The sequence below is a fragment of the Leptospira kanakyensis genome (genome assembly GCF_004769235.1).
GTDB classification, from domain to species: Bacteria; Spirochaetota; Leptospiria; order Leptospirales; family Leptospiraceae; genus Leptospira_A; species Leptospira_A kanakyensis.
Map to the genome: position 1 here is coordinate 41440 of NZ_RQFG01000012.1, position 23706 is coordinate 65145.

Annotated in this window: 26 protein-coding genes and 3 tRNA genes; 16 read left to right on the forward strand and 13 right to left on the reverse strand. The window is 40.3% G+C overall.

What is annotated here, in order from left to right; translation table 11 throughout:
• Positions 1 to 31: 31 nt before the first annotated feature.
• The 4 genes from murJ to lipB are packed head-to-tail and all read right to left on the reverse strand — an operon-like array spanning position 32 to position 4257.
• On the reverse strand, positions 32 to 1663 hold the full coding sequence (gene murJ, locus EHQ16_RS09730) for a murein biosynthesis integral membrane protein MurJ (RefSeq protein WP_135636038.1): 1632 nt from the start codon (positions 1661 to 1663) through the stop codon (positions 32 to 34).
• 11 nt (positions 1664 to 1674) lie between these two features.
• Complete coding sequence (locus EHQ16_RS09735) at positions 1675 to 2532, reverse strand: STAS domain-containing protein (RefSeq protein ID WP_135636036.1); 858 nt, start codon at positions 2530 to 2532, stop codon at positions 1675 to 1677.
• 3 nt (positions 2533 to 2535) lie between these two features.
• Positions 2536 to 3537 carry an LIC_12071 family protein gene (locus tag EHQ16_RS09740; protein ID WP_135636034.1) on the reverse strand — a complete coding sequence of 334 codons (1002 nt, stop codon included), beginning with the start codon at positions 3535 to 3537 and terminating at the stop codon, positions 2536 to 2538.
• 60 nt (positions 3538 to 3597) lie between these two features.
• A complete protein-coding gene (gene lipB, locus EHQ16_RS09745; RefSeq protein WP_135636032.1) occupies positions 3598 to 4257 on the reverse strand; it encodes a lipoyl(octanoyl) transferase LipB in 660 nt (219 codons plus the stop codon).
• Here lipB and EHQ16_RS09750 point away from each other — a divergent pair.
• The 10 genes from EHQ16_RS09750 (at position 4240) to EHQ16_RS09800 (ending at position 12593) form a co-directional block, all read left to right on the forward strand.
• Positions 4240 to 4773: a type II toxin-antitoxin system antitoxin SocA domain-containing protein gene (locus EHQ16_RS09750; protein WP_135636030.1), complete on the forward strand. Its 534-nt coding sequence runs from the start codon at positions 4240 to 4242 to the stop codon at positions 4771 to 4773. The two genes, lipB and EHQ16_RS09750, sit on opposite strands and share 18 nt — an antisense overlap.
• Complete coding sequence (panD, locus tag EHQ16_RS09755) at positions 4770 to 5126, forward strand: aspartate 1-decarboxylase (RefSeq protein ID WP_135636028.1); 357 nt, start codon at positions 4770 to 4772, stop codon at positions 5124 to 5126. The genes EHQ16_RS09750 and panD overlap by 4 nt, the downstream gene beginning before the upstream one ends.
• Before the next feature lie 65 nt (positions 5127 to 5191).
• Positions 5192 to 6043 (forward strand): hypothetical protein, encoded by an 852-nt coding sequence (locus EHQ16_RS09760; protein ID WP_135636026.1) that lies wholly within the window; start codon positions 5192 to 5194, stop codon positions 6041 to 6043.
• Between the two features lie 368 nt (positions 6044 to 6411).
• A complete protein-coding gene (locus EHQ16_RS09770; protein WP_135636024.1) occupies positions 6412 to 7221 on the forward strand; it encodes a hypothetical protein in 810 nt (269 codons plus the stop codon).
• Positions 7222 to 7294: 73 nt separating this feature from the next.
• Positions 7295 to 7606, forward strand: a complete 312-nt coding sequence (trxA, locus tag EHQ16_RS09775; RefSeq protein ID WP_004786415.1) for a thioredoxin — start codon at positions 7295 to 7297, stop codon at positions 7604 to 7606.
• Between the two features lie 18 nt (positions 7607 to 7624).
• A complete protein-coding gene (locus tag EHQ16_RS09780; RefSeq protein WP_135636022.1) occupies positions 7625 to 9778 on the forward strand; it encodes a cAMP/cGMP-dependent 3',5'-cyclic-AMP/GMP phosphodiesterase in 2154 nt (717 codons plus the stop codon).
• A 51-nt stretch (positions 9779 to 9829) separates the two neighbouring features.
• Positions 9830 to 10960, forward strand: a complete 1131-nt coding sequence (locus EHQ16_RS09785) for an acyl-CoA dehydrogenase family protein (RefSeq protein ID WP_135636020.1) — start codon at positions 9830 to 9832, stop codon at positions 10958 to 10960.
• A gap of 159 nt (positions 10961 to 11119) precedes the next feature.
• Positions 11120 to 11929 (forward strand): nucleotidyltransferase domain-containing protein, encoded by an 810-nt coding sequence (locus EHQ16_RS09790; protein WP_135636018.1) that lies wholly within the window; start codon positions 11120 to 11122, stop codon positions 11927 to 11929.
• 33 nt (positions 11930 to 11962) lie between these two features.
• Positions 11963 to 12184, forward strand: coding sequence for an antitoxin (locus EHQ16_RS09795; RefSeq protein WP_135636016.1), 222 nt, complete (start codon positions 11963 to 11965; stop codon positions 12182 to 12184).
• Complete coding sequence (locus EHQ16_RS09800; protein WP_135636014.1) at positions 12174 to 12593, forward strand: PIN domain-containing protein; 420 nt, start codon at positions 12174 to 12176, stop codon at positions 12591 to 12593. Before EHQ16_RS09795 ends, EHQ16_RS09800 begins: the two co-directional genes overlap by 11 nt.
• Before the next feature lie 92 nt (positions 12594 to 12685).
• On the opposite strand, the gene thiC is transcribed toward EHQ16_RS09800, so the two are convergent.
• Together thiC and EHQ16_RS09810 are read right to left on the reverse strand one after the other, a co-directional pair.
• The gene (gene thiC, locus EHQ16_RS09805; protein WP_135636012.1) at positions 12686 to 14197 is read right to left on the reverse strand and encodes a phosphomethylpyrimidine synthase ThiC; all 1512 of its coding nucleotides are present in this window, start codon (positions 14195 to 14197) and stop codon (positions 12686 to 12688) included.
• 297 nt (positions 14198 to 14494) lie between these two features.
• Complete coding sequence (locus EHQ16_RS09810) at positions 14495 to 14866, reverse strand: PilZ domain-containing protein (protein ID WP_135636009.1); 372 nt, start codon at positions 14864 to 14866, stop codon at positions 14495 to 14497.
• A gap of 108 nt (positions 14867 to 14974) precedes the next feature.
• Between EHQ16_RS09810 and EHQ16_RS09815 the strand changes: the two genes are divergently transcribed.
• Complete coding sequence (locus tag EHQ16_RS09815) at positions 14975 to 16132, forward strand: Lsa36 family surface (lipo)protein (protein ID WP_135636007.1); 1158 nt, start codon at positions 14975 to 14977, stop codon at positions 16130 to 16132.
• A 122-nt stretch (positions 16133 to 16254) separates the two neighbouring features.
• On the forward strand, positions 16255 to 16878 hold the full coding sequence (locus tag EHQ16_RS09820; protein ID WP_135636005.1) for a hypothetical protein: 624 nt from the start codon (positions 16255 to 16257) through the stop codon (positions 16876 to 16878).
• Here the strand turns inward: EHQ16_RS09820 and EHQ16_RS09825 are convergent.
• The 5 genes from EHQ16_RS09825 to EHQ16_RS09845 form a co-directional block, all read right to left on the reverse strand.
• A complete protein-coding gene (locus tag EHQ16_RS09825) occupies positions 16875 to 18155 on the reverse strand; it encodes an MFS transporter (RefSeq protein ID WP_135636004.1) in 1281 nt (426 codons plus the stop codon). The genes EHQ16_RS09820 and EHQ16_RS09825 overlap by 4 nt on opposite strands.
• Before the next feature lie 84 nt (positions 18156 to 18239).
• Positions 18240 to 18605 (reverse strand): phasin-related domain-containing protein, encoded by a 366-nt coding sequence (locus EHQ16_RS09830; RefSeq protein WP_135636002.1) that lies wholly within the window; start codon positions 18603 to 18605, stop codon positions 18240 to 18242.
• Positions 18606 to 18735: 130 nt separating this feature from the next.
• Positions 18736 to 19311, reverse strand: coding sequence for a bifunctional nuclease family protein (locus EHQ16_RS09835; RefSeq protein ID WP_135636000.1), 576 nt, complete (start codon positions 19309 to 19311; stop codon positions 18736 to 18738).
• 26 nt (positions 19312 to 19337) lie between these two features.
• Positions 19338 to 19411, reverse strand: a tRNA-Ile gene (locus tag EHQ16_RS09840).
• A 61-nt stretch (positions 19412 to 19472) separates the two neighbouring features.
• Positions 19473 to 19955, reverse strand: a complete 483-nt coding sequence (locus tag EHQ16_RS09845) for a hypothetical protein (protein ID WP_135635998.1) — start codon at positions 19953 to 19955, stop codon at positions 19473 to 19475.
• 3 nt (positions 19956 to 19958) lie between these two features.
• On the opposite strand from EHQ16_RS09845, the gene hemW reads away from it, so the two are divergent.
• From hemW to EHQ16_RS09865, 4 genes are all read left to right on the forward strand, one after another.
• Positions 19959 to 21131, forward strand: a complete 1173-nt coding sequence (hemW, locus tag EHQ16_RS09850; protein WP_135635996.1) for a radical SAM family heme chaperone HemW — start codon at positions 19959 to 19961, stop codon at positions 21129 to 21131.
• 81 nt (positions 21132 to 21212) lie between these two features.
• Positions 21213 to 21286: transfer RNA gene (locus EHQ16_RS09855), tRNA-Ile, on the forward strand.
• 9 nt (positions 21287 to 21295) lie between these two features.
• Positions 21296 to 21368: transfer RNA gene (locus tag EHQ16_RS09860), tRNA-Ala, on the forward strand.
• Positions 21369 to 21442: 74 nt separating this feature from the next.
• Positions 21443 to 21874, forward strand: coding sequence for a CBS domain-containing protein (locus tag EHQ16_RS09865; RefSeq protein WP_135635994.1), 432 nt, complete (start codon positions 21443 to 21445; stop codon positions 21872 to 21874).
• On the opposite strand, the gene EHQ16_RS09870 is transcribed toward EHQ16_RS09865, so the two are convergent.
• Both EHQ16_RS09870 and EHQ16_RS09875 read right to left on the reverse strand, forming a co-directional pair.
• The gene (locus tag EHQ16_RS09870) at positions 21871 to 22629 is read right to left on the reverse strand and encodes a ribonuclease H-like domain-containing protein (protein WP_135636161.1); all 759 of its coding nucleotides are present in this window, start codon (positions 22627 to 22629) and stop codon (positions 21871 to 21873) included. The genes EHQ16_RS09865 and EHQ16_RS09870 overlap by 4 nt on opposite strands.
• Entirely contained in the window at positions 22611 to 23699 is a 1089-nt protein-coding gene (locus tag EHQ16_RS09875; RefSeq protein ID WP_135635992.1) for a pyridoxal phosphate-dependent aminotransferase, read from the reverse strand. Before EHQ16_RS09875 ends, EHQ16_RS09870 begins: the two co-directional genes overlap by 19 nt.
• Positions 23700 to 23706 lie beyond the last annotated feature (7 nt).

Consider the following 23706-nt stretch of genomic DNA (forward strand, 5'->3'; position numbering starts at 1 on the left):
TGACTTTTATAAAAAACCAAATCTATCTAGATTATGGTTGTATCGATTTTTTTCGAATTTTCTTAAGGAACCTTCCAAGGATGATTTCTGATTCAGGTATCCCTGTAAAACTTGCAGTGGCAAAATAAATCATCACTGCTGGAAGGATAGAAACCAAAAGGCAAATCCGACTCACATTGGCAAAACCGAACCCCCACTCATTCGTCAAGTAAGTCACGAGCACAGGTTTTCCTACCCACTCGGAAATAAGAAGCCAAACAAGAAGTCCTAAAAGGGCTGGCATCATTTTAAAAACACGAAGCCAAACTGTGAGAAACGGAATTTTCACTTGGTGTGATTTCAAATAAAACAATAAAAGTGAAGAAGTTACACTCGCAGCAAGAGCTGATGCCAAAGCAATGGCGGAATGTTTTAAAAAAAACATAAGACCGATACTGACCACAATGCTTAGGAAAAACGAAACCAGTTGGATTCGTAAGGGTGTTTTTGTATCCGAAAAAGCATAATAAGAAGAAACCAATACTTTATTGATGCTATAAAAGGGAATGGCAAAGGAATAAAATACCAAAGGATAAAAAGCAGTCATCGTAGCCAAATGGTCCCAACGGCCCCCGAAATAAATCGAATCCAAAACCGTTTCCCCAAGAACCGCCAAACCAATGCTTGCTGGAAGTGTCAAAAAAAAGGCAAAGGACAAAACATCTGCAATTTCTTTAGGGACATTCTCTTCACGCCCTTCCCTTAGATCTTTCAAAAGTGATGGTAAGATGGTCGTGGCAAGGGCCACTCCAATGATTCCTGTAGGAAGTTGGACAAGCCTTTGTGCGTAATCCAAACTCACTACAGCCCCAAGCCCTGGGTTTTGGTTTTGGATGTAGTTGGCTAGGAAAATATCTACGAGTAATCCAATTTGATAAAAACTTCCTCCAAGAGCCGCCGGTAACATTAGTTTAAAAATTTTCCGAATGGCCGGATGTTTGAAATTCAAACGAAAGATGGGGCCAAATCCATTTTGATAAACATACCACCCTTGGACTAAAAGTTGTAAAACTCCACCCGTAACAATTCCATAAGCGAGAAGAAATACTTTGTCTCGGATCTCATGGTAAAAAGGAAAAACAAAAATAAAAACAATCAAATAACTGAAGTTAAGGATGATAGGAGAAAGAGAAGGCACAAAATAATTATGATGGGAGTTTGAGATCGACATAAAAATCGAAGACAAACTTGCCGTCATGATGAGGAAAAACAAAACTAATGAAAGTTCTACGACGAGAGTTCCGTATTCAGGAGATCCGCCTACTAGTGCTGGTAAAAACCCCGCAGCAAAAAACCAAAAGAGAGCTACAAAAACTGACAAACAAAGAAAAAGAAAACTTAGAACCGTTCCGGCCATCACCCTTGCATCCATTACACCCATCTTTTCATATTCAGAAAAAATAGGCATAAAGGATTGGCTTAAAGTTCCTTCCGCAAGTAGGTTACGAAACATATTTGGCAAACGATATGCCACACTAAAGGCAGAGGCAACCATCCCTGTTCCAAAACTAACAGCCATAAAATGATCACGAATGAGGCCTAAAATGCGAGATAAAAAAGTATAAAAGGAAAGGGCAAGTGACCGTTTTGCACTTGATACACTCCCTCCAGATTGTTTCGTCATAAAACCAGAATTTAGAGGGGATTCAATTTTTCAAGAAAACGGATGGAACCACTTGGGCTCATTTGGAACTGTGTAGCACAACCGGGACATTCGTGTTTTCCAAATTTATGGATTCGTAACCTTGTCCCACATACTTCACATTGGATGATTCTTTCCATAGCCTCCAATTGTTTGGTTTTCGATTGGATATAACTCGGGATTGTGACACGTTTTTCCTCTGCTTCCGGCGATGATTTATAAACGGCAAATCGCCTTTCGAGTTCGTGGTTTAAAGTTTCTTTGATTTCCAACCGAAGGCTATTCAGTTTTTCTTCCAAAACCGATTCCATTGGCGAGGAAGTAAGTTGTTTCGAACGGAAACCCTCTTCTTCTGGTAAAGATTCCAACCTGGAAACTGGTTCTTTGGAACTGGTGGCAGAGTCTCTATCTTTAGACTTTCCTGTGAAATAAAAACGGATTCGGTTTGGGTCGGACGACGGCAAACTTGAAGACTCAGCTTTTTCCAAAGATTTGGACTCCTTTGGGCCAGAGTCTTTAGGATCCATTTGTAAAAGAAAGGATTCCGCTTGGGAATGACCTCGAAAGATAGGAAGTTTTTCAAATAACCCCACAAGACTTAACACATCTTCGATTTCTTGTTTCACACCATAAATGGCGTAGACCGCACCCACCTTTCTGACCTGTTTATGGATTTTCACAAGGATACTGATTCCATTCGACGTGATAAAATCTAAGGCACCGAACTGAAATAAAAACTTACGGTATCCTTTGTTTAATTGTGATTCGAAGTAACGATAAAAATCTTCGGCGCTGGATCCGTCCAAACCACCTTTCAACTGGATTGAAAATACTTTATCTTGGGCTTCCATAATCTATCCTAAAAAAATCGCATCGCGAATCGGTGTTTGGTGAGAATCCGAAGGAACCACTGAAACCAATGGGCCTTCCGAAAGGATTTCTACTTCGTTTCCATCTTCCTTAAGTCCCACTTCAAGATTACGAATAGGAACTTGATTTGAATTTTCTGTTAAATCCAAAACTGGTTCCAAATTACTTTCTTTTGGTTCGACTGTTTTTTTCTCAAAAAGCGGTAAGTTCTTAGATTCTTTCGGAGTTACAGAAGAATCTCTTGCAACTAACATGGTATAAGTGACAAAAGCTCCTGTCAAAATCAAACTCACAACAAAAGCAAATAGAATATAATTGAAAACCATCCATTCCACAAGTTTCCATTGGTTTTCAAAAAGTAATCCTAAGTTCCCTCTTTCATAAACCAAAACCACAAGTCCCGATACATCGAGAGTTCCCGGTTTGTAAAGGGGAGATGTAAGCCGAACAGTATTTGATTTTGCAAGAGGTAAATAAGAAAGAACCCATTCAAACCCGGAACGAACCTTAGGATCGCGTTTGGAATTTACGATGGGATTCTCGCCGTTCTCCGCTTCCGACCATTCCCATTTTTTCATCCGAATTCCTTTTTTAAAAAAGGTGGAATGAAGGAGGTTCTCGTCCGGTTTTCTTTTTTTCAATTCATCTGGTGTGTAAATGGTATCTGTGGATACAAGAAGAGTGGCATCCACAGAATACAAACTAATCTTTTGGATGTAGAACTCTTCGGGATCATTTTTGGATTGTTCTACATAACGATGGAACATTTTTTCTAGTTCCATATAACCTTCGTTATTTAGCCTTTGTTCCGAACTTTTAGCCAAAGCCAAGGTCAAATCCCTGGCTCTATGGTCAGAAACAAACTGCTCTTGGGTCAGAGCATTTTGTAAAGACTCATAAAATGTCCAAACCACAGCACTAAGGGCCAAGGTTTCACAGAGGAAAAAGAAAAGTATAAAGGATAGAAAAAAACGTGAATATTTCATAGATCCCCCTTATACCTTTCGACCAAACTGCCAGATTTACAGAGGAAAATACAAAGGAAATTAAGGGAGTGAGTCTATAAATCTTTCAGTAAAATTCTCTACAAATTCCCTTCGTTTCTTCGGGAAATCCTTATCTTTTCCCAATCGGAGAAGCGAAGTCATATCTTCCGACTTGGCCCCGCAGGGGTTGATGAGAGAAAAGGTAGAGAGGTTATTCACTCCATTCAAAGCAAATCCAAAGCTTGTGAAATAGGATTTTGCATAAATCCCTTCGGAGACTAGTTTTAGTTTTGGTTCTTCGGCCGTATAAAGACCAGGGGCTTTTGGATTTTCTTCCACAGGAAGATCCCAGGTTTCCTGAATGGAGGTCACCAAACTCTCGTTTAGTGCATGTAAAAAATCACCCAAACTTAGGTTCCTTTTTTTCAAATCAATATGAAGATACCCAACGATTTGGCCCGGTTCATGGGCCGTAAAATCTCCCCCTCTTGGCAAAGTGACAAGTTCCACTCCAAGTGCGGAAAGATGAGCCGGGGAAACCAAAAGATTTTCCGCTTTCGCACCTATGCCCCCTGTTAAACATGGACTGTGTTCTAAAAAGAGCATGGATTCCCTTCGATTTTTCCTGGAATTTTCCTGGAATTTCACGTATCTTAGATACGAGACAATCGAAGGAAACAGGTAGGAAGGAAGTCCTTTTCGATGGAGAAACTTTATCATGCGATCCTTTGGATCCTCGAAAAATCACCCAATGGTAGAGCCCGCCTTGATTTGGCGAAACTCCTCTACTATTCGGATGGTGTTCATTTCCAAAAACATGCGGAGATGATCACAAGAGGAGACTATATCCACTTAGAAGACTCCCCTTACCCCGTCAAACTGAACGAAGCACTTTTATTTTTGAAAGAAAAAGGCCATATCGATGCCATTCCCAAAATCGAAGGAAATGGAATCCAAGGGTTTAGCTTGCGGTTCTTAAATCCTATGGAGGGACTTGTCCTTTCTCGGGAAGAAAAGAGGGTGATGATGAAGGTTTTAGAAGCCTTCCGAGGTCGTGTGGTGGATGAAAACCGCCATTATCCCAATCTCTACGAAAACTACGTAGTCACCCCACTATTTGATGCCATCCCATTTTCTGTGGATCGGATCAATACGAAAATCCATGTTCTCGTACAAAAAAGCCTTTTGAATCTATCGGGCAAAATGTTTAGGGTTTTATTTGAGAGGTCAGAATGATCATCACTGTTTGCAAAGGCAAAATCCACAGAGCCGTCGTCACTGAGGCGGAACTCCACTACGAAGGTAGCCTCACCGTCGACCAAGACCTTATGGATTTGGCCGGAATGAGACCTTATGAACAAGTCAGCGTAGTGAACGTAAATAATGGAGCTCGGTTTGAAACCTACCTCATCGTGGGAGAACGCGGTTCGGGGACCATTTGTTTGAATGGGGCCGCTGCAAGGCTTGGGATGAAAGGGGACAAAGTCATCATCATCACTTATGGCCAGGTGGTGGAAAAAGAGCTTTCCGCAGATTACAAACCCAAGGTAGTCTTCGTAGACGAGAACAATCGCCCGAAAAAAGCCTAATTTCCCTAATTTTTCCAGGGTATTTCTTCGATACTATCTGTATAAACCAAATTGGTAGTCGGAACATGAACAAAACAATATTCGCCATTTCATTCACCCTACTCACTTGTGCTCTTTTTGCCCAAGAAACAGGGAATACACAAGGGACACAAGGAACCGTTGCCTCCAAAGACAACCGCGACCTGTATCCTCTTTCTATGTATGATACAAGAATTCGCCTTAAAAGTGTAAACTTTGTTAGACGACATGCTGATACAGGAAAAGGTGAATTTTTGGATGTACAAGTGGAACTAGAATCTAGAGTTCCCGAGAACAATGAATACGCGATTTACGTTCTTGCAGGACACGAATCCGATAGATCCAATCCAGATGAAAGACGACTCATCCCTTATCCTGCTTGGAGAAAGTCAGATCCTGAAAAAGAAGATAGAACTTTATACTTTTCCAACGTAATGCCAACTCCAGTCACTGCGAAAGAAATTTGGGGTGAAGAAACTTATGCTAAGAAAAAAGCAGAAGTAGAAAAACGCCACTATGCTGGATTTGAAGCAGAGATGCCAGAACCTACTTTCACAGAAGTTGTGGATTACCTTTGCAAAAACAATGCAAAAGCTCTTCCCTTCACTTTGTTTGGTGAAACAGGACCTACAAAAGAAAAACAAGTAATGTATAACTATGTGGCTCAAACGGAAGATGAGAAAAAACGCCAAGTGCATGAAACTCTTCCAAAACACACATATACAATTTACAATAACAAGTATCGCACAAACATTACGAGTCACCACTACACACAGTACAGACCAAACTTCCTTACTTTCAACAAAGTAGCAGTTCTTGTGTTTGATACAAAGAAACCAACCAATAGCCTTCTTTTTAGAAAGTTTATTGATATCTCTGACTTAAAAATTACTTACTAATTGGTAAATCCAAGACCAGGTTTGGTCTTGGAATCTAGGCTCGCCTGACCTAAAGAAAATCCAAAAGGATTAGTGGTCAGTGCCTTCCGGGCGGATGGGGGGAAATTGTTCCGAAGCCCTCACCCTCCACTCGTCCTCCGGATGGTTCAAATGCAACCAACCGTTCGCAAAATCCCAACGACCGTCCAAATCCAAAAAGTCCCAGAAAATTGCCTGGTTCATGTATTTGTAAGTGTCAAGCAGATCGAGTAGATCCCTTTGTTTCCTTGGAGAATTGTCCATTCTATTCCAGTTTCGGTAGGATCTTCCGCTGGTCGATGTTTTTTATGGACAAAACGAGTCCAACCTGCCGAAAATGAAACCAGACCATGGCGATCACAAAGGAAAAAAAGGCAGACTTCAATGACAAACTGGTAGATTTCAAAAACTACCTAGAGGAACTGAAAAAAGAGGCCAATATCTACAAAGTCCAAGCTAAAAAAAGTAAGGACATGGAACCTTATTTTAATATCTCCCTTGCCATTAACTCTATCAAAACCATTAACACCTGTATTGTGATCAATGAACTTTCCACCGCCATTTTGGAAATCAACAATAACAACTATTTAGAAACTGCTAGAAAAGAAATTTATAATGCGATCTCTTTTATCGAAAAAACGGTCGGAAACAACGTAGATGGTTCGTTATCCGAAAACAAAGAGTTACTCGCAAAAATCGAAAGGTTCACACCCACCCAAAGATTGAACCTTGTCAAAGGCCTACTCCAGGCCATGAAAAAAACCACTGCCGCTTTTGGAACCAACTCCAAATGGAAATGGTCTTGGCCAGACATCAATTTCAGAGTTGCGGCATGTACGAAAAATCTTTTTGATTTCATTGCTTATGAAAAAGAACAGGATTTGGAAAACCCTTATTACTACATCCGCAAAGAACACTTCAACCTTGTCATAGAACTTGCTAACCAAGCCGCCCAGGATTATAGGACAAAATTTGAAATGTCTACACAAGATTCCACAGATTTGAAACATTCTGTGGAAATGTTAGAGATGAACCGCAAGATTTTCCAAATTACAGGCGAAAATGAAGATTTGGAAAAAACCAAAACACTGATTGAGTCCTTCCAACAAAAAATTACCGATCTCGAATCCGACGATAAAAAGAAAAAAAAGAAACAATAATCGACGTTTTTCCCTAGAATCCCCAGTCTAGTTTATAGAAAGGGCAATACTTTTCAAAAGGAGATTTCGAAATATGGCACTTACGGAAGTCACTGACGCCAATTTCAAAGCAGAAACTGCTAAAGGCGTTGTACTCGTGGATTGTTGGGCGGAATGGTGCGGACCTTGTCGAATGGTAGCTCCTGTTCTTGATGAATTATCGCAAGAAATGGCTGATATCAAAATTACAAAGCTAAACGTTGATTTCAATCAGAAGACTGCGCAGGAATTGGGAATCCAATCGATCCCTACTCTTCTTCTTTACAAAGACGGAGTTTTAGTGGATAAAGCAATTGGCGCTTTACCAAAACCGCAAATTAAAAAATTTATAGAAAATCACAAGTAGGAAATAAATTATCCCCTAATGGTCAGTTCTGAACCGAATGGTTTTACCGCTCTCCCTAGAGGGGGATATTTAGTCGATACATCCGAAGGGTACATCCAAATTGGATCCCCTCCGGAAACAATTAAAGACACCATGGGGCTCGAAAAGAAGACCCCGCTGGTGTTTGTCCTCCCCAATAAATTCTTCCATGTCGAAAAAGGGATCTCCATAGCGGAGTTAGAATTCCCCATTTACTTTAACTTCTTCTTTCGCGGTGGCAAAAAAACATTTATTGTTTGTTCTCCCGAACAAAAAGAACAGCTAACGATTGTTCTCGGGGAATCTCTTATGGGACCACAAGAACTGAACCTTGCTTCTGAGTTTATTGATGGAACGGAAAGTTTTGGTTTCCCTGATATCAAAGCAGAAATGGCACATTTCCGAAGTTACAAAACGATGGAAGAAGTGGTTGAGTTCGTTTTATTCGATGAACACCACAAAGCCCAGTTTGGAAAGATCACTATCGAACAACTTCCCTCCAATGAATTTCTCATTGTGGATGGAGATAAAAAAATCAAAACTCCTGGAGAGGTCGACTTCCATGTGAAGTATGATATTGGAAAAAGGTTAGAAGAACCTTTCCAACCCCCTCTCATCGGGATCACCTGCCTTGGGCCTTCCCATGGTTTTGATCCGACAGACAACACTTCTGGTTTTATCATCTGGCTCAATGGCCAAGGGATTATGGTGGATCCACCGGTAAACTCGACCGAGTGGTTACGAGAATCCAATGTAAATCCCAAGTTTATCAACTCCATCATCCTCACCCACTGCCATGCCGACCATGATGCGGGAACCTTCCAAAAGATCTTAGAAGAATCCAAAATCACGATCTATGCAACCGCCACTGTTATGGAATCTTTCCTTAAAAAATACTGTAGTCTAACAAAGATTCCGCGCCGTGAAATCACTGACCTATTTGATTTTATTCCTGTTGTGATTGGAAGGCCTACCATCATCAATGGTGGTGAGTTTTATTTTCATTATGCTCTCCATTCCATTCCTTCCGTGGGATTCGAATTTTTTTTCCAAGACCAGTCTTTCTATTATACTTCGGACCATTTGAATGATCCAGATGCCTTTGAAGAAATGTATAAAAAAGGTGTATTCCCTGAAACTAGATACCAGTTCTTAAAAGACTTTCCTTGGGATCGTAAAATCATTTACCACGAAGCAGGTGTTCCTCCTCTGCATACAAAGATAAGTTACCTCGCCTCTTTGCCGGAAGAAGTACAAAAACGAATCACTGTATACCATATTGCTGCCAAAGATATGCCAGAAGGAAACCACCTTACACTTGCTAAGTTTGGAATTGAAAATACACTTTATCCGGAAATCACTCCTCCCAAACACCAAGAGGCATTCCAACTTTTAGAAATCCTCTCGCAAATCGATATTTTCTCTGGATTCCCGATCGAGAAGGCCAAAGAATTTTTACAGATTGTAAAAGAAGAGAAGTTTCGGCGCGGAGAACAGATCATCAAAAAAGGAACCCACGGCGACCGATTTTTTATCATCGCTTCAGGGAACGTTCGTTTTGAAGGACTTTCTGGCGATCCAACAGCCGTCAAACGGTATGGAACTTACGAATATTTTGGTGAAGCCTCTTTAATTTTGGATACGGCACGCCAAGCAGACGTGTTTGCAGAAACGGATGTCCTGGCTCTTACCATTGAAAAAACAAGATTCTTTCAGTTCATTCGCGGATCCAAACTCCACGAAAACCTAACCAAACTGAATAGCATCCGAGAAACCAATACCTGGAAAACTCTGACGGAATCCCAAACCTTCCGAGGCCTTACCAGCTACCAAGTCACCCAACTCGAACTCATCTTAAAACTGGAAACCGTGAAAAAGGAAGCAGCCTTGATTGAAGAAGGCCATACCTTCCACAACGCGTTTATCGTCAGATCGGGGACGGTTGTGGTCATGCAAAACCACAAAACCATCCGGGAACTGGGTGCAGGCGACTTTGTCGGGGAAATTTATTCCCTCACCAAAAATCTCCCGTCCAATTTTAGTTTCATTGCCTGGCCGGGAACAGAACTCTATGTCCTTTCCGAAGAAGATGCCATCCAATACATCAAGAAAAATCCTGGTGTCTACATGAAGCTGAACACTGTTTATAATTGACCTCAATTCGCCATTTTTGTAGCATTTCCATATCAAGGAGTCACAAATCATATGGAGCGTATCCTCCCCTTTACTGAAGAACACCATCAATTCCGCGAGATGGCTCGGAAATTTTTTGAAACAGAAGTAAAACCACACCACGAAGAATGGGAAAAAAACCATATCGTGCCCAAAGAAGTCTGGAGAAAGGCAGGTGACAACGGCCTACTCTGCCCCGATGTTCCCACAGAATACGGCGGTTCTGGTGCCGACTTTCTCTACAACATCATCATCATCGAAGAATCTTCTCGCGTTGGAAATAGCGGATTTTTTATCTCCCTCCATAACGACGTGATCGCTCCTTATATCTCTACATACGCAAACGATGAACAAAAGAAACGTTGGCTTCCCAAATGTGCTTCGGGTGAATCCATCCTTGCGGTTGCGATGACTGAGCCTGGTGCCGGATCTGACCTTAAATCTTTGCGTACAAGTGCCGTTGATATGGGTGATCATTTTGTGGTGAATGGACAAAAAACATTTATCTCCAATGGACAACTTGCTGACCTTATCATCACTGCGGTGAAACACGACAACGGAACCATTTCCCTTGTGATGATTGAAGAAGGAATGAAAGGTTTTGAAAGAGGACGTAACCTAGATAAAATCGGACTCAAAGCCCAAGACACTTCTGAATTGTATTTCAACGATGTGATTGTTCCCAAATCAAACCTCATCGGCAAACAAGGACAAGGTTTTCGTTACCTAATGCAAAAACTAGCACAAGAACGTTTGGTGCTTTCAGTGGCTGCCGTGGAAGCAACAAGGCTTGTCCAATCCTTAACCCTCCAATACATCAAAGAAAGAAAAGCCTTTGGTCAAAAGATTGGGTCTTTCCAAAATACAAAATTCAAAATGGCGGAAATGGCAACGGAACTAGAAATGGCACAAGTGTTCTGCGATAAAGTGGTCATGGAACATATGAAAGGCGAAAACACAACTGCAGAAGCCTCTATGTGTAAATGGTACACTACAGAGATGCAAAAACGCCATACCGATGAGTGTTTACAATTCTTTGGTGGATACGGTTATATGATGGAATATCCAATTGCAAGAGCTTACCTCGATGCAAGGATCCAAACCATCTATGCAGGAACTACTGAGATTATGAAAGAAATCATTGGTCGCAGTTTAGGACTTTAGTCTTTAAGAACGAATAGTTCGTTGCATTTCAAAAACATAGATCAATAGGTCTCGTAAAAAACCCGGCCGGTTCAGCCGGGTTTTTTATTTACTTCCTTCGAATCGTTTTTAAAACTACAAACTCGAATTAACAAAAGATATACTACATAGACAAAGAATATGATATCACCAGAAATAAGAAAGAAAATTGAAACGAAACTAGCATTGATAGAAATTGAATTTAATGTTGAAATCCTCTTTGCAATTGAATCCGGTTCAAGAGCTTGGGGATTTGAATCATTGGACAGTGATTATGATGTAAGATTTATATATAAACATCAGACGGACTGGTATTTAAGTGTTCTTCCTGAAAGAGATGTAATTGAAATACCGATTCAGGAATTGATGGATTATAGCGGCTGGGACTTGAAAAAAGCATTCTTTCTTATGAATAAATCAAATCCCGTGTTGTTCGAATGGTTACGCTCGCCAATCATCTACAAAAAGAATGAGGAATTTTATAAGATATTCTTTGAAATATCAAAAGAATATTTTTCTCCAATTGGAACGGTTTATCATTATTTAAAAATGGCGAGTAGGAATTACAGAGAATACTTAAAGAAAGATACTGTTAAAGTAAAGAAATACTTTTATGTATTAAGGCCTCTACTTGCATGTCATTGGGTTGAACAAAAACAAAGTTCACCACCCATGGAGTTTGAAGTTCTATTAAATGAAGTTTTGACGGACAATATAGTTAAAAAGGAAATAACGGAACTACTTTTCAAAAAAAGAAATGGAATAGAATTAGGTGAAGAAAAAAGAATCGATTCACTCAATTTATATATCGAAAACAACATTGAACATTTCGAAAATCTAGTCTCGAACTTTGATCCAGCTCATAAACCAGAAGCAGAAAGTATCAATTTAGCATTCCAGAAAATCCTCGGACTAGGCAAAAACCTAACCCAAAATCAGATAAAATATTGACATTTGCACAAATACTGTGCAAAATAGATTTCCATGAAAAATGTTACGTTTAGAGTAGAAGATGATAGGCTTATAGAAAAAGCAAAACTGAAAGCTACATCAATCAATCGTTCATTAAATGATTTATTTATTGAGTGGTTAAAAAACTTTTCCAACGAAAATGGAGAGAATTTTAACTACAAAAAATACTTAGCCAAATTCAAACACATCAAAATAGAAAAGAAATTCTCACGTGATGAAATGAATGAAAGATAAATTTTTTTTAGATACAAATATTATTCTTTATCAGTTTAGTAACGATATTCAAAAGAAAAACAGGGCCATTGATATCTTAGATGAGGCAACAAATTCCAATAAATATACGATTAGTTATCAAGTAATTCAGGAATTTTCAAACGTAGCCCTTAACAAAAACAAGGGATATTTTTCAATCAAAGAATTAAAGAAATATATCGAAGACATTCTAATACCTTTGTGCAAATTTTTTCCAGATCCAAGCTTTTATATCGATTCTCTTAAAGTTAAAGAAAAATATAAATTTAGTTATTATGATTCGCTAATCATAAACGCTGCGCTCAAACTAAAATGTTCAAAATTATACTCTGAAGATCTTCAAGCAAATCAGAAAATCGAAAACTTGGAAATTATCAATCCTTTCAGATAAGTAAAACTGACTGTCCCCGAAAGTCCCATTTAAGAACTTCGGGTCAAATTACATCGGTGAGCTTAGTTCCGCCAAATCAAAAAAGCTCCAACCTATTCTTTCGATTCTGCTGCACCCACTTCTTCTTCCGCTTCTTTTCGTAAGTCGGTAGTTAACCGCATCGAACAAAAATGAGGCCCGCACATCGAACAAAAATGGGCTTTTTTCATTCCATCCTGTGGGAGGGATTCGTCATGATACGAACGCGCGAGTTCCGGATCGAGTGAGAGGGCAAACTGGTCTTCCCATCGAAATTCAAACCGAGCTTTGCTGAGAAGATCATCTCTTTCTTTGGCACCAGGATGGCCTTTGGCAAGATCGGCCGCATGGGCTGCAATTTTATAAGCAATCACCCCATCTTTAACATCTTGTTTGTTTGGAAGTCCCAAATGTTCTTTGGGTGTCACATAACAAAGCATAGCCGTTCCATACCAGGCAATCATCGCTGCCCCAATGGCGGAAGTGATATGGTCATACCCCGGAGCAATGTCTGTCACCAGGGGCCCGAGTGTATAAAAGGGAGCTTCCATACAAATCTCTTCTTGGAGCCGGACATTCTCTTGGATGAGATGCATAGGAACATGTCCGGGGCCTTCCACCATCACTTGGACATCATCGGCCCAAGCACGTTTTGTTAACTCCCCTAAAGTTTTTAGTTCTGCAAACTGGGCTTCGTCATTGGCATCATTGATGCAACCAGGTCGGAGGCCATCCCCCAAAGAATAGGAAACTCCGTATTTTTGCATGACCTTGGAGATCGCGTCAAAATGTTCATAAAGAAAATTTTCTTTTTTATGGTGGTGACACCATTTCGCAAGGATGGATCCTCCCCGAGAGACAATCCCCGTGATTCGTTTGTCTGTTAGGTGGATGTAATCCCGAAGAACTCCCGCATGGATGGTAAAATAATCCACACCTTGTTCGGCTTGTTCTTCCAGAGTTTCTAAAAAGACACCAATGTTTAGATCTTCTACCTTTCCCTTTACCTTCTCCAAAGTTTGGTAGAGAGGAACCGTTCCAATCGGAACAGGAGAATTGCGAATGATCCATTCCCTGGTTTCATGAATATTTTTTCCTGTAGAAAGATCCATCACTGTGTCCGCTCCCCAGTGGAGTGACCAACGAAGTTTTTCTACTTCATCATCAATGGAAGAAAGGATCGCAGAATTTCCAATATTGGCATTGATTTTTACTAAAAACTTTTTCCCAATGATCATAGGTTCGAGTTCCGTATGACGTTTGTTTGATGGAATGATCGCACGACCAATTTTTACTTCATTGAGAACAAACTCTGGACTCATTCCTTCTCTTTTGGCCACATACATCATTTCTTCTGTGATGATATCTCTTTTGGCATAATAGAGTTGGGAAAAATTCTTATCCCCTCTCGATTCCCGTGTTTGGATCCAGGGTTCTCTCAGTTTCGGGATTCCTTTTTTATAATCGTATTCATTTTCATGGATACAAAACATACCTTCCGTTCGGTAGGATTGAAATTTAGTATGGTTCGATAGTGTAATGGTTGTTTCTGGGATTTGAATGGGATGGGTGGAATTTGTTTCCATAGTCAGTTTTCCTTAGCCGGAACTGATCCAAAGGAAAACGAAAAGAGAAAACAAAAACAAAAGAAGAGTTCCATTCTAAAACATTAAGGATAAAACACCTTAATCGAATTTCTTCATTTTTCACGTTTCCCTTCGCAAGCATTACCAGGATCAGGTTCAAAAAGGGTATTTCTCAGCCACCCCCGCCCTTATCTTTTCAGAGCAAAGGAAATAGCACCCCTAACGGTTATTTCTCAAATGAAGGAGAAAGTTTTTTTTGGCAAGTCAATTTGTTTTGTGGCTTTTAGCTCGGCTGAATTACTTTAATTCACGACCCTGTCTCACCATTCGGTTCACATAAACTTGTAAGTCCTGTTTCCCTTTTGGCCCAATTTGCGTGAACTGAACTCCGTAAATCCCAGATTCTTTAGATTTATGGCCAATCTGTTTGATCACACCTTTTGCCAAAAAATCTTCCAAATCACCGGGAAGGGCCACAAGGATTTCAACAGTTTCATTCATATCCCATTCATCAAAATGATTCGGGGCAATGATCCCTACACCCCCAACACTTATGTCGCTCGCTTTTAAGACGTCAAGAAGGGCCGTTCCCATCAAATGGATTTCGACTGGATCGTTTTCCAGTGGTTGTACGCGGACATATTTCCTTTTTTCTTGGATGGGTGCCATACTCTCATTTTCTTAGGAAATTCCAGATTGTAAACTAGGAAATAGAAGCCTGCCCAATTGTTAAGAAAACATAGACCAATCTCCGATATTTGGTATAATGGGGACGAAATGAAATCACGTATTGGTGTTCTTTTACTGACTATCAGTTTAGGCCTCTTTGTAAATGTTTCCTTACAGGCAAAAGTGACTTGTACGGGGGATGCCTGTACCATTCTTCCTGCTTCCATCCAATCCCAAATCAATAGCGTAGACACAGCACTCCAACTCCAATACACGGACAAAGTCCTTGCGACCATGTCGGAAGCTGCGGTCATCTCCAACATCAACTCTTCTCTTATGGGCCCAGGAATTGTGAACCGATTCCAAGTGGGTGTGGGTATGACTGTTGCTGGCCAACAAAAAGAAGATATCAATGTCGCTTACCAAAGTTTGAGTTTTCAAAAACTTCCCAATGTGGGAGCCTCACTAGCACCTAACTTTATTGTGGCGGTAAACCTAGGTTGGCTTATGGGAGGAGGTCCATCCGATACTGAACCAGAACTCAAAACTTTTCTACACCGCTTTAATTTATACCTTCATGGATTCAAGTTCAACTTTGCCCAAGGAGATGTTCAAAAAGCAGTCGAAGCCCAAAACAAAAACGTAGAACTTGGTGGAGACATTACTAACGGCGGTTTTACTTTACGGTTTCATATCATAGAAAATTATTCTGATGGGATTGGTCTTTTTGAATTTTCCGGAATCTCAATGGGTCTTGGTCTCCACTACCAAAGACAGGTCATTGATGTTACTTATAATGATAATAAATCCCAAACCCTAACCTTAGGCCCTGCCATTGGAACCTGGGGTGGATCCACCACGTTTAACTATTCTAGTACGGTCACAAGTGTTCCTTTGGACATTCGTACGGGATTTCGGATGTTTTATTTTTTTACCATATTTGCAGGAGCAGGAACTGCGATGAACTTCGGTAGTTCCACAATCAATTTATCTCGTTCGGGCCCCTTAACTTTGGCCTTGGATTCTTCTGCCATTTCAGCGTCCCTCTCTCCGGAAATCGCGGCTCTGATCCCTTCTTCGGCTCTCGGCCAAACCAAAACGGGAACTCTCACCATGGATCTCAGTGGAAAGGCACAAGCACCTAACACGACAAACTTTCTCATCGCAGGTATCGAGATCAATGCCCTCATCACCAAACTCACGGTCGAAGCAGTCGTGGCACAAAATGTCCAATCTGTGATGCTTGGAGCAAAATTTTCCTTCTAACGAACACTTGGCACCTTTTTTGCAAATTCGTTAGAGAACGGCTTTATTAGAACCGGTCTGGGGGTTTCCTAGGATCGTTTGTTTAAGTTCTAAGCAGAATGCCGATTTTAAGGGAGAATTCTATGGCGCAAACTATGCAAGAAATCAAAAAACCAATCCTACATGTTTCTTGTGTCCCAAGAAAAGATACAACCCTACTCAAAATTTCCCTTTCCCAGGACGATCTGGGAATCCTTTACCGGGTGACTTCTGTATTGTACAACCATGGTTGGGACATTTTAGAAGCGGTGGCTGAAACCGCTAGTGATGGACATGTGCAAGATCTATTTGTGATTCGTAGTTGGGATGGAGGAGAAATGACAGAAGAACTTTTGTCTCAAATCCGAACCGACCTCTATTCCCTTTTTTATGAAGGAAAAACCGTGGCGATGTACTTACGTGAAAATGCAAAAGAAGAAGTACTTGTTCGTAAGGTGGGAGATACGGAGGCAACACTCAAACTGTATAACCCCATCTCATCGGATTTTACGGTGATGGATCTGAGGATGAAAGACACAGCGGGAATTCTATTTCAAATTACCGAGTCACTCTTTCATTTAGGAATCGATATCATTAGTTTTACCGCCAACAGTTTTGATGGTAAAATTAGAGATAGTTTTCTCCTTCGCACTTCCCTCACAGGAGAGAAGTTGGATGAAAAACTGATGTTTCCTATGCTTCGAGCAAAGTTAGAATCTTTTCTTTAAGTTGTTTTTTCTTTTTGTGTAAAAAGTAAAAATCCAAATCCAATGAGAAGGATGAAGGATACAAAAAACGCCAAACTTGGCCCTTTTTGAAAGTATAACAAAGAGAATACGACTGGTGAAACGGCTCTTCCAAGGGAACCAAAACTTCGGAAGAGTCCAAGAGATCTTCCCAAGTCCCCTTTCCCACTCTCGAGTGATGCAAAGGAAGATAACCCTGGATTGACTAGCGCACTTCCAAAAGCCAAAAAGAATAAAGAAATAAACAGTCCCGTAAAACTCGATCCAAAACTAACAAGTAATCCCATACCAATCACAACAAGGACTGCTCCATAAAGAGAAATTCGTTTTTCCGAAATTTTCCCAGAAAGCCTGCGAACCACTCCACCTTGTACGAGTATGATGATGATTCCAATGTATAAAAAAGTAAATCCAATCTCTTTCGGAGAAAACTGAAAGGTATCAGAGAGGAAAAAATTCACAACAAATTCAAATCCAGAAAAACTAAGAACAAATAACAAATTAAGTAAAGAGATACGAACTAAATTCCTGGATTCTATTTTTTTCAAAGAGAGGAATGGATGGATTTCTTTTTCAGGAACCACTGTTGGTTTGTTATGTGGTAAAAATACAAAAACTAGGATCATAGTCAGAAGGGAGACTAAGATGGCAAAAAAGGCCGAAGCCGGGAACACAACCATTGCCCCTTCTTTGTAAAAGGAATCTAAAAATGTCCACTGGGAACTCATTCCCCCAAGGAGTGGACCCATCACAAATCCAAGACCAATGCCGGCACCGAGAAATCCCATCCCAGCCGCCCTAGATTTTTCGTCGGTTTGGTCTGCCATAGCCGCTGAAGCCACAGACAAATTCCCGCCCATCATCCCTGTGATCACTCGACTGAGGACAAACATCCAAAACTGGGAAGAAAATAACCAGAGTAAATACCCAATGGTGTTTCCGAACGTTGTGAGTACGAGAATGGCCCGTCTACCAGAATGGTCAGAAAATCTTCCCCAAACAGGAGCGGCAACGAACTGTAAAAAACTGTATATACTCCCCAATATCCCACCAAACAATACAAAGGTATATTTTGTATCTCCACCGAAGGACAAAAGGTTCGCTGCGGAATAAAACATTCGAAATAATGCGTCATCCCCTTTTAATAAGAAGAATTCTAAGGTTTTGGGAAATAGAGGAAACAAAAGAGAAAAACCCATCATGTCCGTAAAAACAATTAGGAAAAGTATGAATTTGATTCGTTTTGGGGACTGAGTCATCTAGACAAATCTCTAAACACAAATAAAAAAAGCCACAGAAATCTCTATGGCTTTTTCCTAAAATTCTCTATAAATTGATAAGATTTACTTGGATTTTGCTTTATCAATAAGAGCCTTTAACTCATCTAACGTTTGTTTTAGTTTTTCCTTTACTTGTGGAGGGATTGCCGTATCAATTTGTTGGTAAATGGATTGGTAGTTTGTTTGAAGTTTTGCAAGAACTTCGTCATAACTTGCGTTAGTTTTTCCAATCGCACCTTGTGCATCAGCAATTGTTTTGCTTAAAAGGTCACGAATCTTTTGAGATTCAGCCGATTTGTCCAATTCCCCTTTTGATTTTAGATCATTATAAACTTTTTCTAAATCAACAACTGCGGTTTTTAACTTTTCTTCACCGGAACGAAAGAGAGCGATTCCAGCATTGACAACATCCATAACCAATTTTTCCATACAACTTTCCTATAAAGGGCAAACGCACCTATTTTTGGATTCTAAGTGTAGGAAAGAAAAGTGTGGATTACAATTAAAAAATTCTAATGTACCAATTTTCTATGAGACATAGTTAAGACCGGGATTGGTCTTAACTGTTTTCGATTAACTTTTTGATTTGGTCTCTGATTTTGGCAGCGGTTTCGTAGTCTTCGGTTTTCAGAGCATTTTCTAAGGTTTCTTCTAAAATTTGAAGATTGGATTTAGGAAGGGCTTGGATTTTTTTCTCCGAAGAAACACTCTCACCCGACATATCTTCTTCTTTCATAATGATCCCAGTTTCATCTAACACAGATTTAGCGATAAAAATAGGAGCATTGGCTCTCAAAGCAAGTGCAATGGAATCCGATGGCCTTGCATCTAAAGTAATGATTTCTTCCTCTTTTTGGAGTTGGATCTTTGCATAGAAAGTGCTATCGATGATTTCTTCAATAGTGATTTTGATGACAGTAGCACCAAGCGAAGTCAACATATACAACATGAGATCATGTGTCATTGGTCTTGGAGGTTTGGTTCCGTCTATGACTGTGGTGATGGAATGAGTTTCTAAGGGTCCGATAAAGATAGGAACCACACGTTTGTCATCAGAATCCTTCGGACGAAGGAAAACAGCAAAGCCGACATTGGTCAGGCTGATATCAGAGATTTTTACTTCATAAAACTCCATAGAATATCGCTACCTTTCCTGTTTTGTGGGCCCAGAAGGGCTCGAACCTTCGACCCGCAGATTATGAGTCTGCTGCTCTAACCAACTGAGCTATAGGCCCCACTGACTTCCAATCTTTCGAGGAAATAAGTGGAGACAAGCACAAAACAAAAGATTGGAGCCTAAAGCGGAAGAAAGCGGTTGGATTCAAAGAATTCGGTAAGGTCTTTACGGTCACTCTTCCATTGGATCCAGATCCATAAACTAGGACTTGAATCTATACTGACCCATACTTGGTTCCGAAGTGCATTTTGATTTCGGACTTGGTCTGCCTGAAAAATCTGAAAGTTTAGATTCCCAACCGCCTTTTGGAACTGTTTGGGTTCGATTCCTTTTGTGAATACCGAATCTTTCCAAGTGGTTTTATCTTCCAAACCTTCCTTCCAGGGAAGGGTACGAACCACCATAAAAAATCCATCTCGTTTGGCTGGATATACGGTGAGTTTTTTGCTCATGGTAGAGTTTTGTTTGACCACCACTGCTTCAGGAAAAACAAAAGAAAAATTTTCCCAAACAAAGTTTTGGTTTGGTTCTACAAGTGTCTGTGAAAGGATAGATGAGGTAGAGATTCCGAGTAAAACGAGAATCCAAAAATTTCCCTTCATTCCATGAAATTATCAAACAAAGAGTCTATCTGGCAAGTCCGAAATTCTTATTTAGGAGTCTATGTCCACTTCCCTTATTGTTTTAAAAAATGCGATTATTGTGATTTTTATTCAGAAGGGATTGGCGCTGCACCAGCTAACGACGAAAAGTCGCTTTTCCAATCTTACAAAAAAGAAATTTTAGATAGGGCTAATCATTTTCCGGAAATTAGAAAACGTACAATAGATACAGTATTTTTTGGTGGGGGCACTCCTTCCAAAGCCTCCGCAAAACATTGGAAGGAACTTTTAGATTTTTTACGTTCCGAGTTTTCTTTTTCAGACAATCCCGAAATTTCTATCGAAGTCAATCCCGAAGATTTAAGTTCCGAACTCCTCGCCGAATACAATTCCATTGGGATCAACCGTGTGAATGTGGGTGTCCAAACCTTGGAAAAAAAAGGACTCGAATTCCTCGGCCGCCATTATGACGAAGTTCGTTACCATTCTCTTGTGGAAGTTCTCACCAATTCTCCCATCCAAAGAGTGGGAATTGATTTGATGTATGGAATTCCCGGTGTCGCAAAAGAATCTTTTTTATCCGACCTATCTCTTTTTTTGAATGCCAATCTCCCCCACCTAAGTTTGTATTCTTTGACTTTAGAAAAAGGAACTCAGTACTCTCGAGATGTCTCAGATAAAAAAAAGGGAGAACCGGAAGAAAATCTCCAATCCGAAATCCTCACCCAGTTACCAAACATTTTGAAAGAACATGGATATCTTTGGTACGAAGTATCCAATTATGCAAAACCTGGATTTGAATCCTTACACAATTTGAAGTATTGGACTTATGAACCATACCTAGGCATTGGACCTGGTGCCCATGGAATGATCGCTGGCCACAGGTACGGCAATCCACGGAATGCAAACCTCTACCAAAAAAAAGAAACATCAAATAAGTATGGAATGATTGATCCTTCAACGGAACTGAGTCTCACACTATTTCGACTTTTTTCCCCTTTTCGGTATTTGGATTTTATCGAAACCTATTTGGATTCAAAAACAAAATCTAAGTATTTAAAAACCATTGAAGGTTGGGAAAAAAAAGGTCTATGTTCTATCGAAAATGAAGTCTTTCAATGGAAACCTGAGGCATTACTCTTGTTAGATGATCTAATTTTAGAAATCTCACTCTGAATTTTTCCAGATTTCTTTCTTAAAATTATCTTAAAAAAAGATTGCCCACAGACCCCTCTCGAAAAATACTGTTCGTATCCCGGGCCTGTAGCTCAGTTGGTTAGAGCACTCGCTTGATAAGCGAGGGGTCACAAGTTCAAGTCTTGTCAGGCCCATAAAGAAACGGGGCGTTAGCTCAGCTGGGAGAGCATCTGATTTGCATTCAGAAGGTCATCGGTTCGATCCCGATACGCTCCAAAAACCCGTTTCACTTTCCTCTCTCTTTTAAAAATTTCTTGCTATCTCCCTAGAATCACTATAAACCTTGAGACATGTCCGTAAAAGATATCCTCAAAGACAAAGCGTCCTCCGTTCTTTCCATCGAAGAAGATAGAAATGTATTGGAAGCCACCCAAATGATGGTGGGTGCCAAAGTAGGATCGTTGATTGTGACCTTCCAAGGGAAACTTGTGGGAATCTTTACGGAACGAGATTTGATGCGAGTGGTTGCGAAAGACCATGCCAATCTAGACAAAGTCAAATTAAAAGATGTGATGACCACACAACTCACTGTCGCTGGGCCCGATGAAGATGTGGATGATATCTTAAACAATATGATCACCAAACGTTTCCGCCATATGCCTGTTCTTGATGGTGATAAAATCATTGGCCTTATCTCCATTGGAGATGCCGTCAAAACGAAACTAACAAGAACCCAAGCAGAGATGAGTATACTCAGAGAGTATATGTATGGGCCGCACTAAAACAAACGGTTTTCCGTAAGTCGATCGATTGTTTTCTCTAAGACAATTTCCAAGTTTTTAGTATCTTCTCTGTTATAAGCGATTAGTTTTTCCAAGGCTTCTTTGTTATTTGTTCTTTGGTATTCAAACCAAAGAAGTGGGGCCTGCCTTCCATCCATTCCTGCAATCTCTTCAGGTCGAACAAGTCCCAGTAACACTTCTGATTTTTTTAATCCCCCTTTGATTCCAATGGAATGCAAAAGATTCATCAAATCGAGTTGGGGATTTTTTACACGGTAACGAAATTCCTTTTCTAAAAATGGGACATCAAACCTTCTCCCATTATAAGTCACAAGAATGTCTTCTGGTGAGATCGAATCAAAAAGAAATTCTAAATCTTTTCCCCTTTCAAAAGTTAACATTCGTTTGTCTTGATAAATACTAACCACCGTCGTCACTGAAGATTCAGAAATTCCCGTTGTCTCAATGTCTAAAAAACAAAACCGTTCTGGGAAATTTTGCCATAACCTCCAATATTCGAGGCTCGGAAGTTCCGTGGTAAAAAAAGAAAAATTGGCTTCGGATAGTTCGTGTTCTAATTCTTCTCTGCGTTCCTCTAAAATGGAAACGGTAGGAAGGAGAGGATCATTTTTTTGTTTTTGGTATTGGATGAGAGATTCCCAATCATACACACCAAGACCAAATAGTTGTTTCTCTTTTTTTTCTCCGATTCCTGGAAACAACTGCAAACTAGACTTTAAATGAGATCCGTACATTTTTTCCATCGTAGAAGACCCTCAATCATCCTCTCCTCTCTTTCTCCAAACCCAATGCGAAGGAAACCCTCTTCTTCAAAATTAGATCCAGGAAGAACAAATACACCTGTTTTTTCAAACAGCCGATCGGCATAGTCCTCCGATGAAATTCCTGGTTTTAATTTTAGCCAACCCACAAGCCCACCTGCGGGTGTTGTAAACGACTCGGTGTGAGGAAGTTCCTTCCAGATAGAATCAAAACTTTGGATATTTTTTCTGACTCGCAATTGGATTTTTGGCAGGAAGGATTCTTTTGCATTCAATAGGCCCAGTGCAATTCGTTCGGAGATGGGTGAAACTGTATGAGTTAAATAGTCTTTAAAAGAGCGGGTTCGTTTCAGAAAAGATTCCTCTGCAATCAGCCAACCTACCCTAAGACCCGTTACACCAAAACATTTAGTAAAGGAACCAGTTCCATAAAAAGAATGATTCGGATCCACTCCGGTTCGTCCCATAAAACCTTCACTCGGTAAAAATCGGTAATGTTCATCGAAGAGAACCTGTTTTTTCTTTTGTCGAAATTCGGCGATGAGTGTTTCCCATTCCCAATCAGAAAAAGTTTTCCCCGTGGGGTTGTGTGGGTGGTTCAAAATATAAAGATCAGCATCGATATCTTTCCAAGTGGATGCGAGAAATGCCTTTTCATGAGGGACTTTGACAATTTCTGCTCCAAGCATTTTTGGAATTTCATAGAGCGCTTGGAAGGCAGGCCAAATCAGAGCCACCTTGTTCTGGGGCTTAAGAGCGATATGAAATGCCAAATACAATGCCTCACCGGTTCCCGTTGTCACAAGGACTTGGTCTGGTGAAACACCTGGATACAAGCTGGCGATTGCCTTTCGAAGTTCTAAAGAACCTTGGTTTGGCGAATCGTTCATAGGAAGATCCAGAAGGTCTGAAAAGGAAATTTCTGCCATCCCTAACACTTCTTCCAAACGGAAAAACCCAAGCCCACTCTCTCCTAAATTGCAAAATGCTTTTAGGCGAAAACGTTCCAATCGGTCTTCTATGAAAAATTCTCTAGGTTCCAAAATTGAT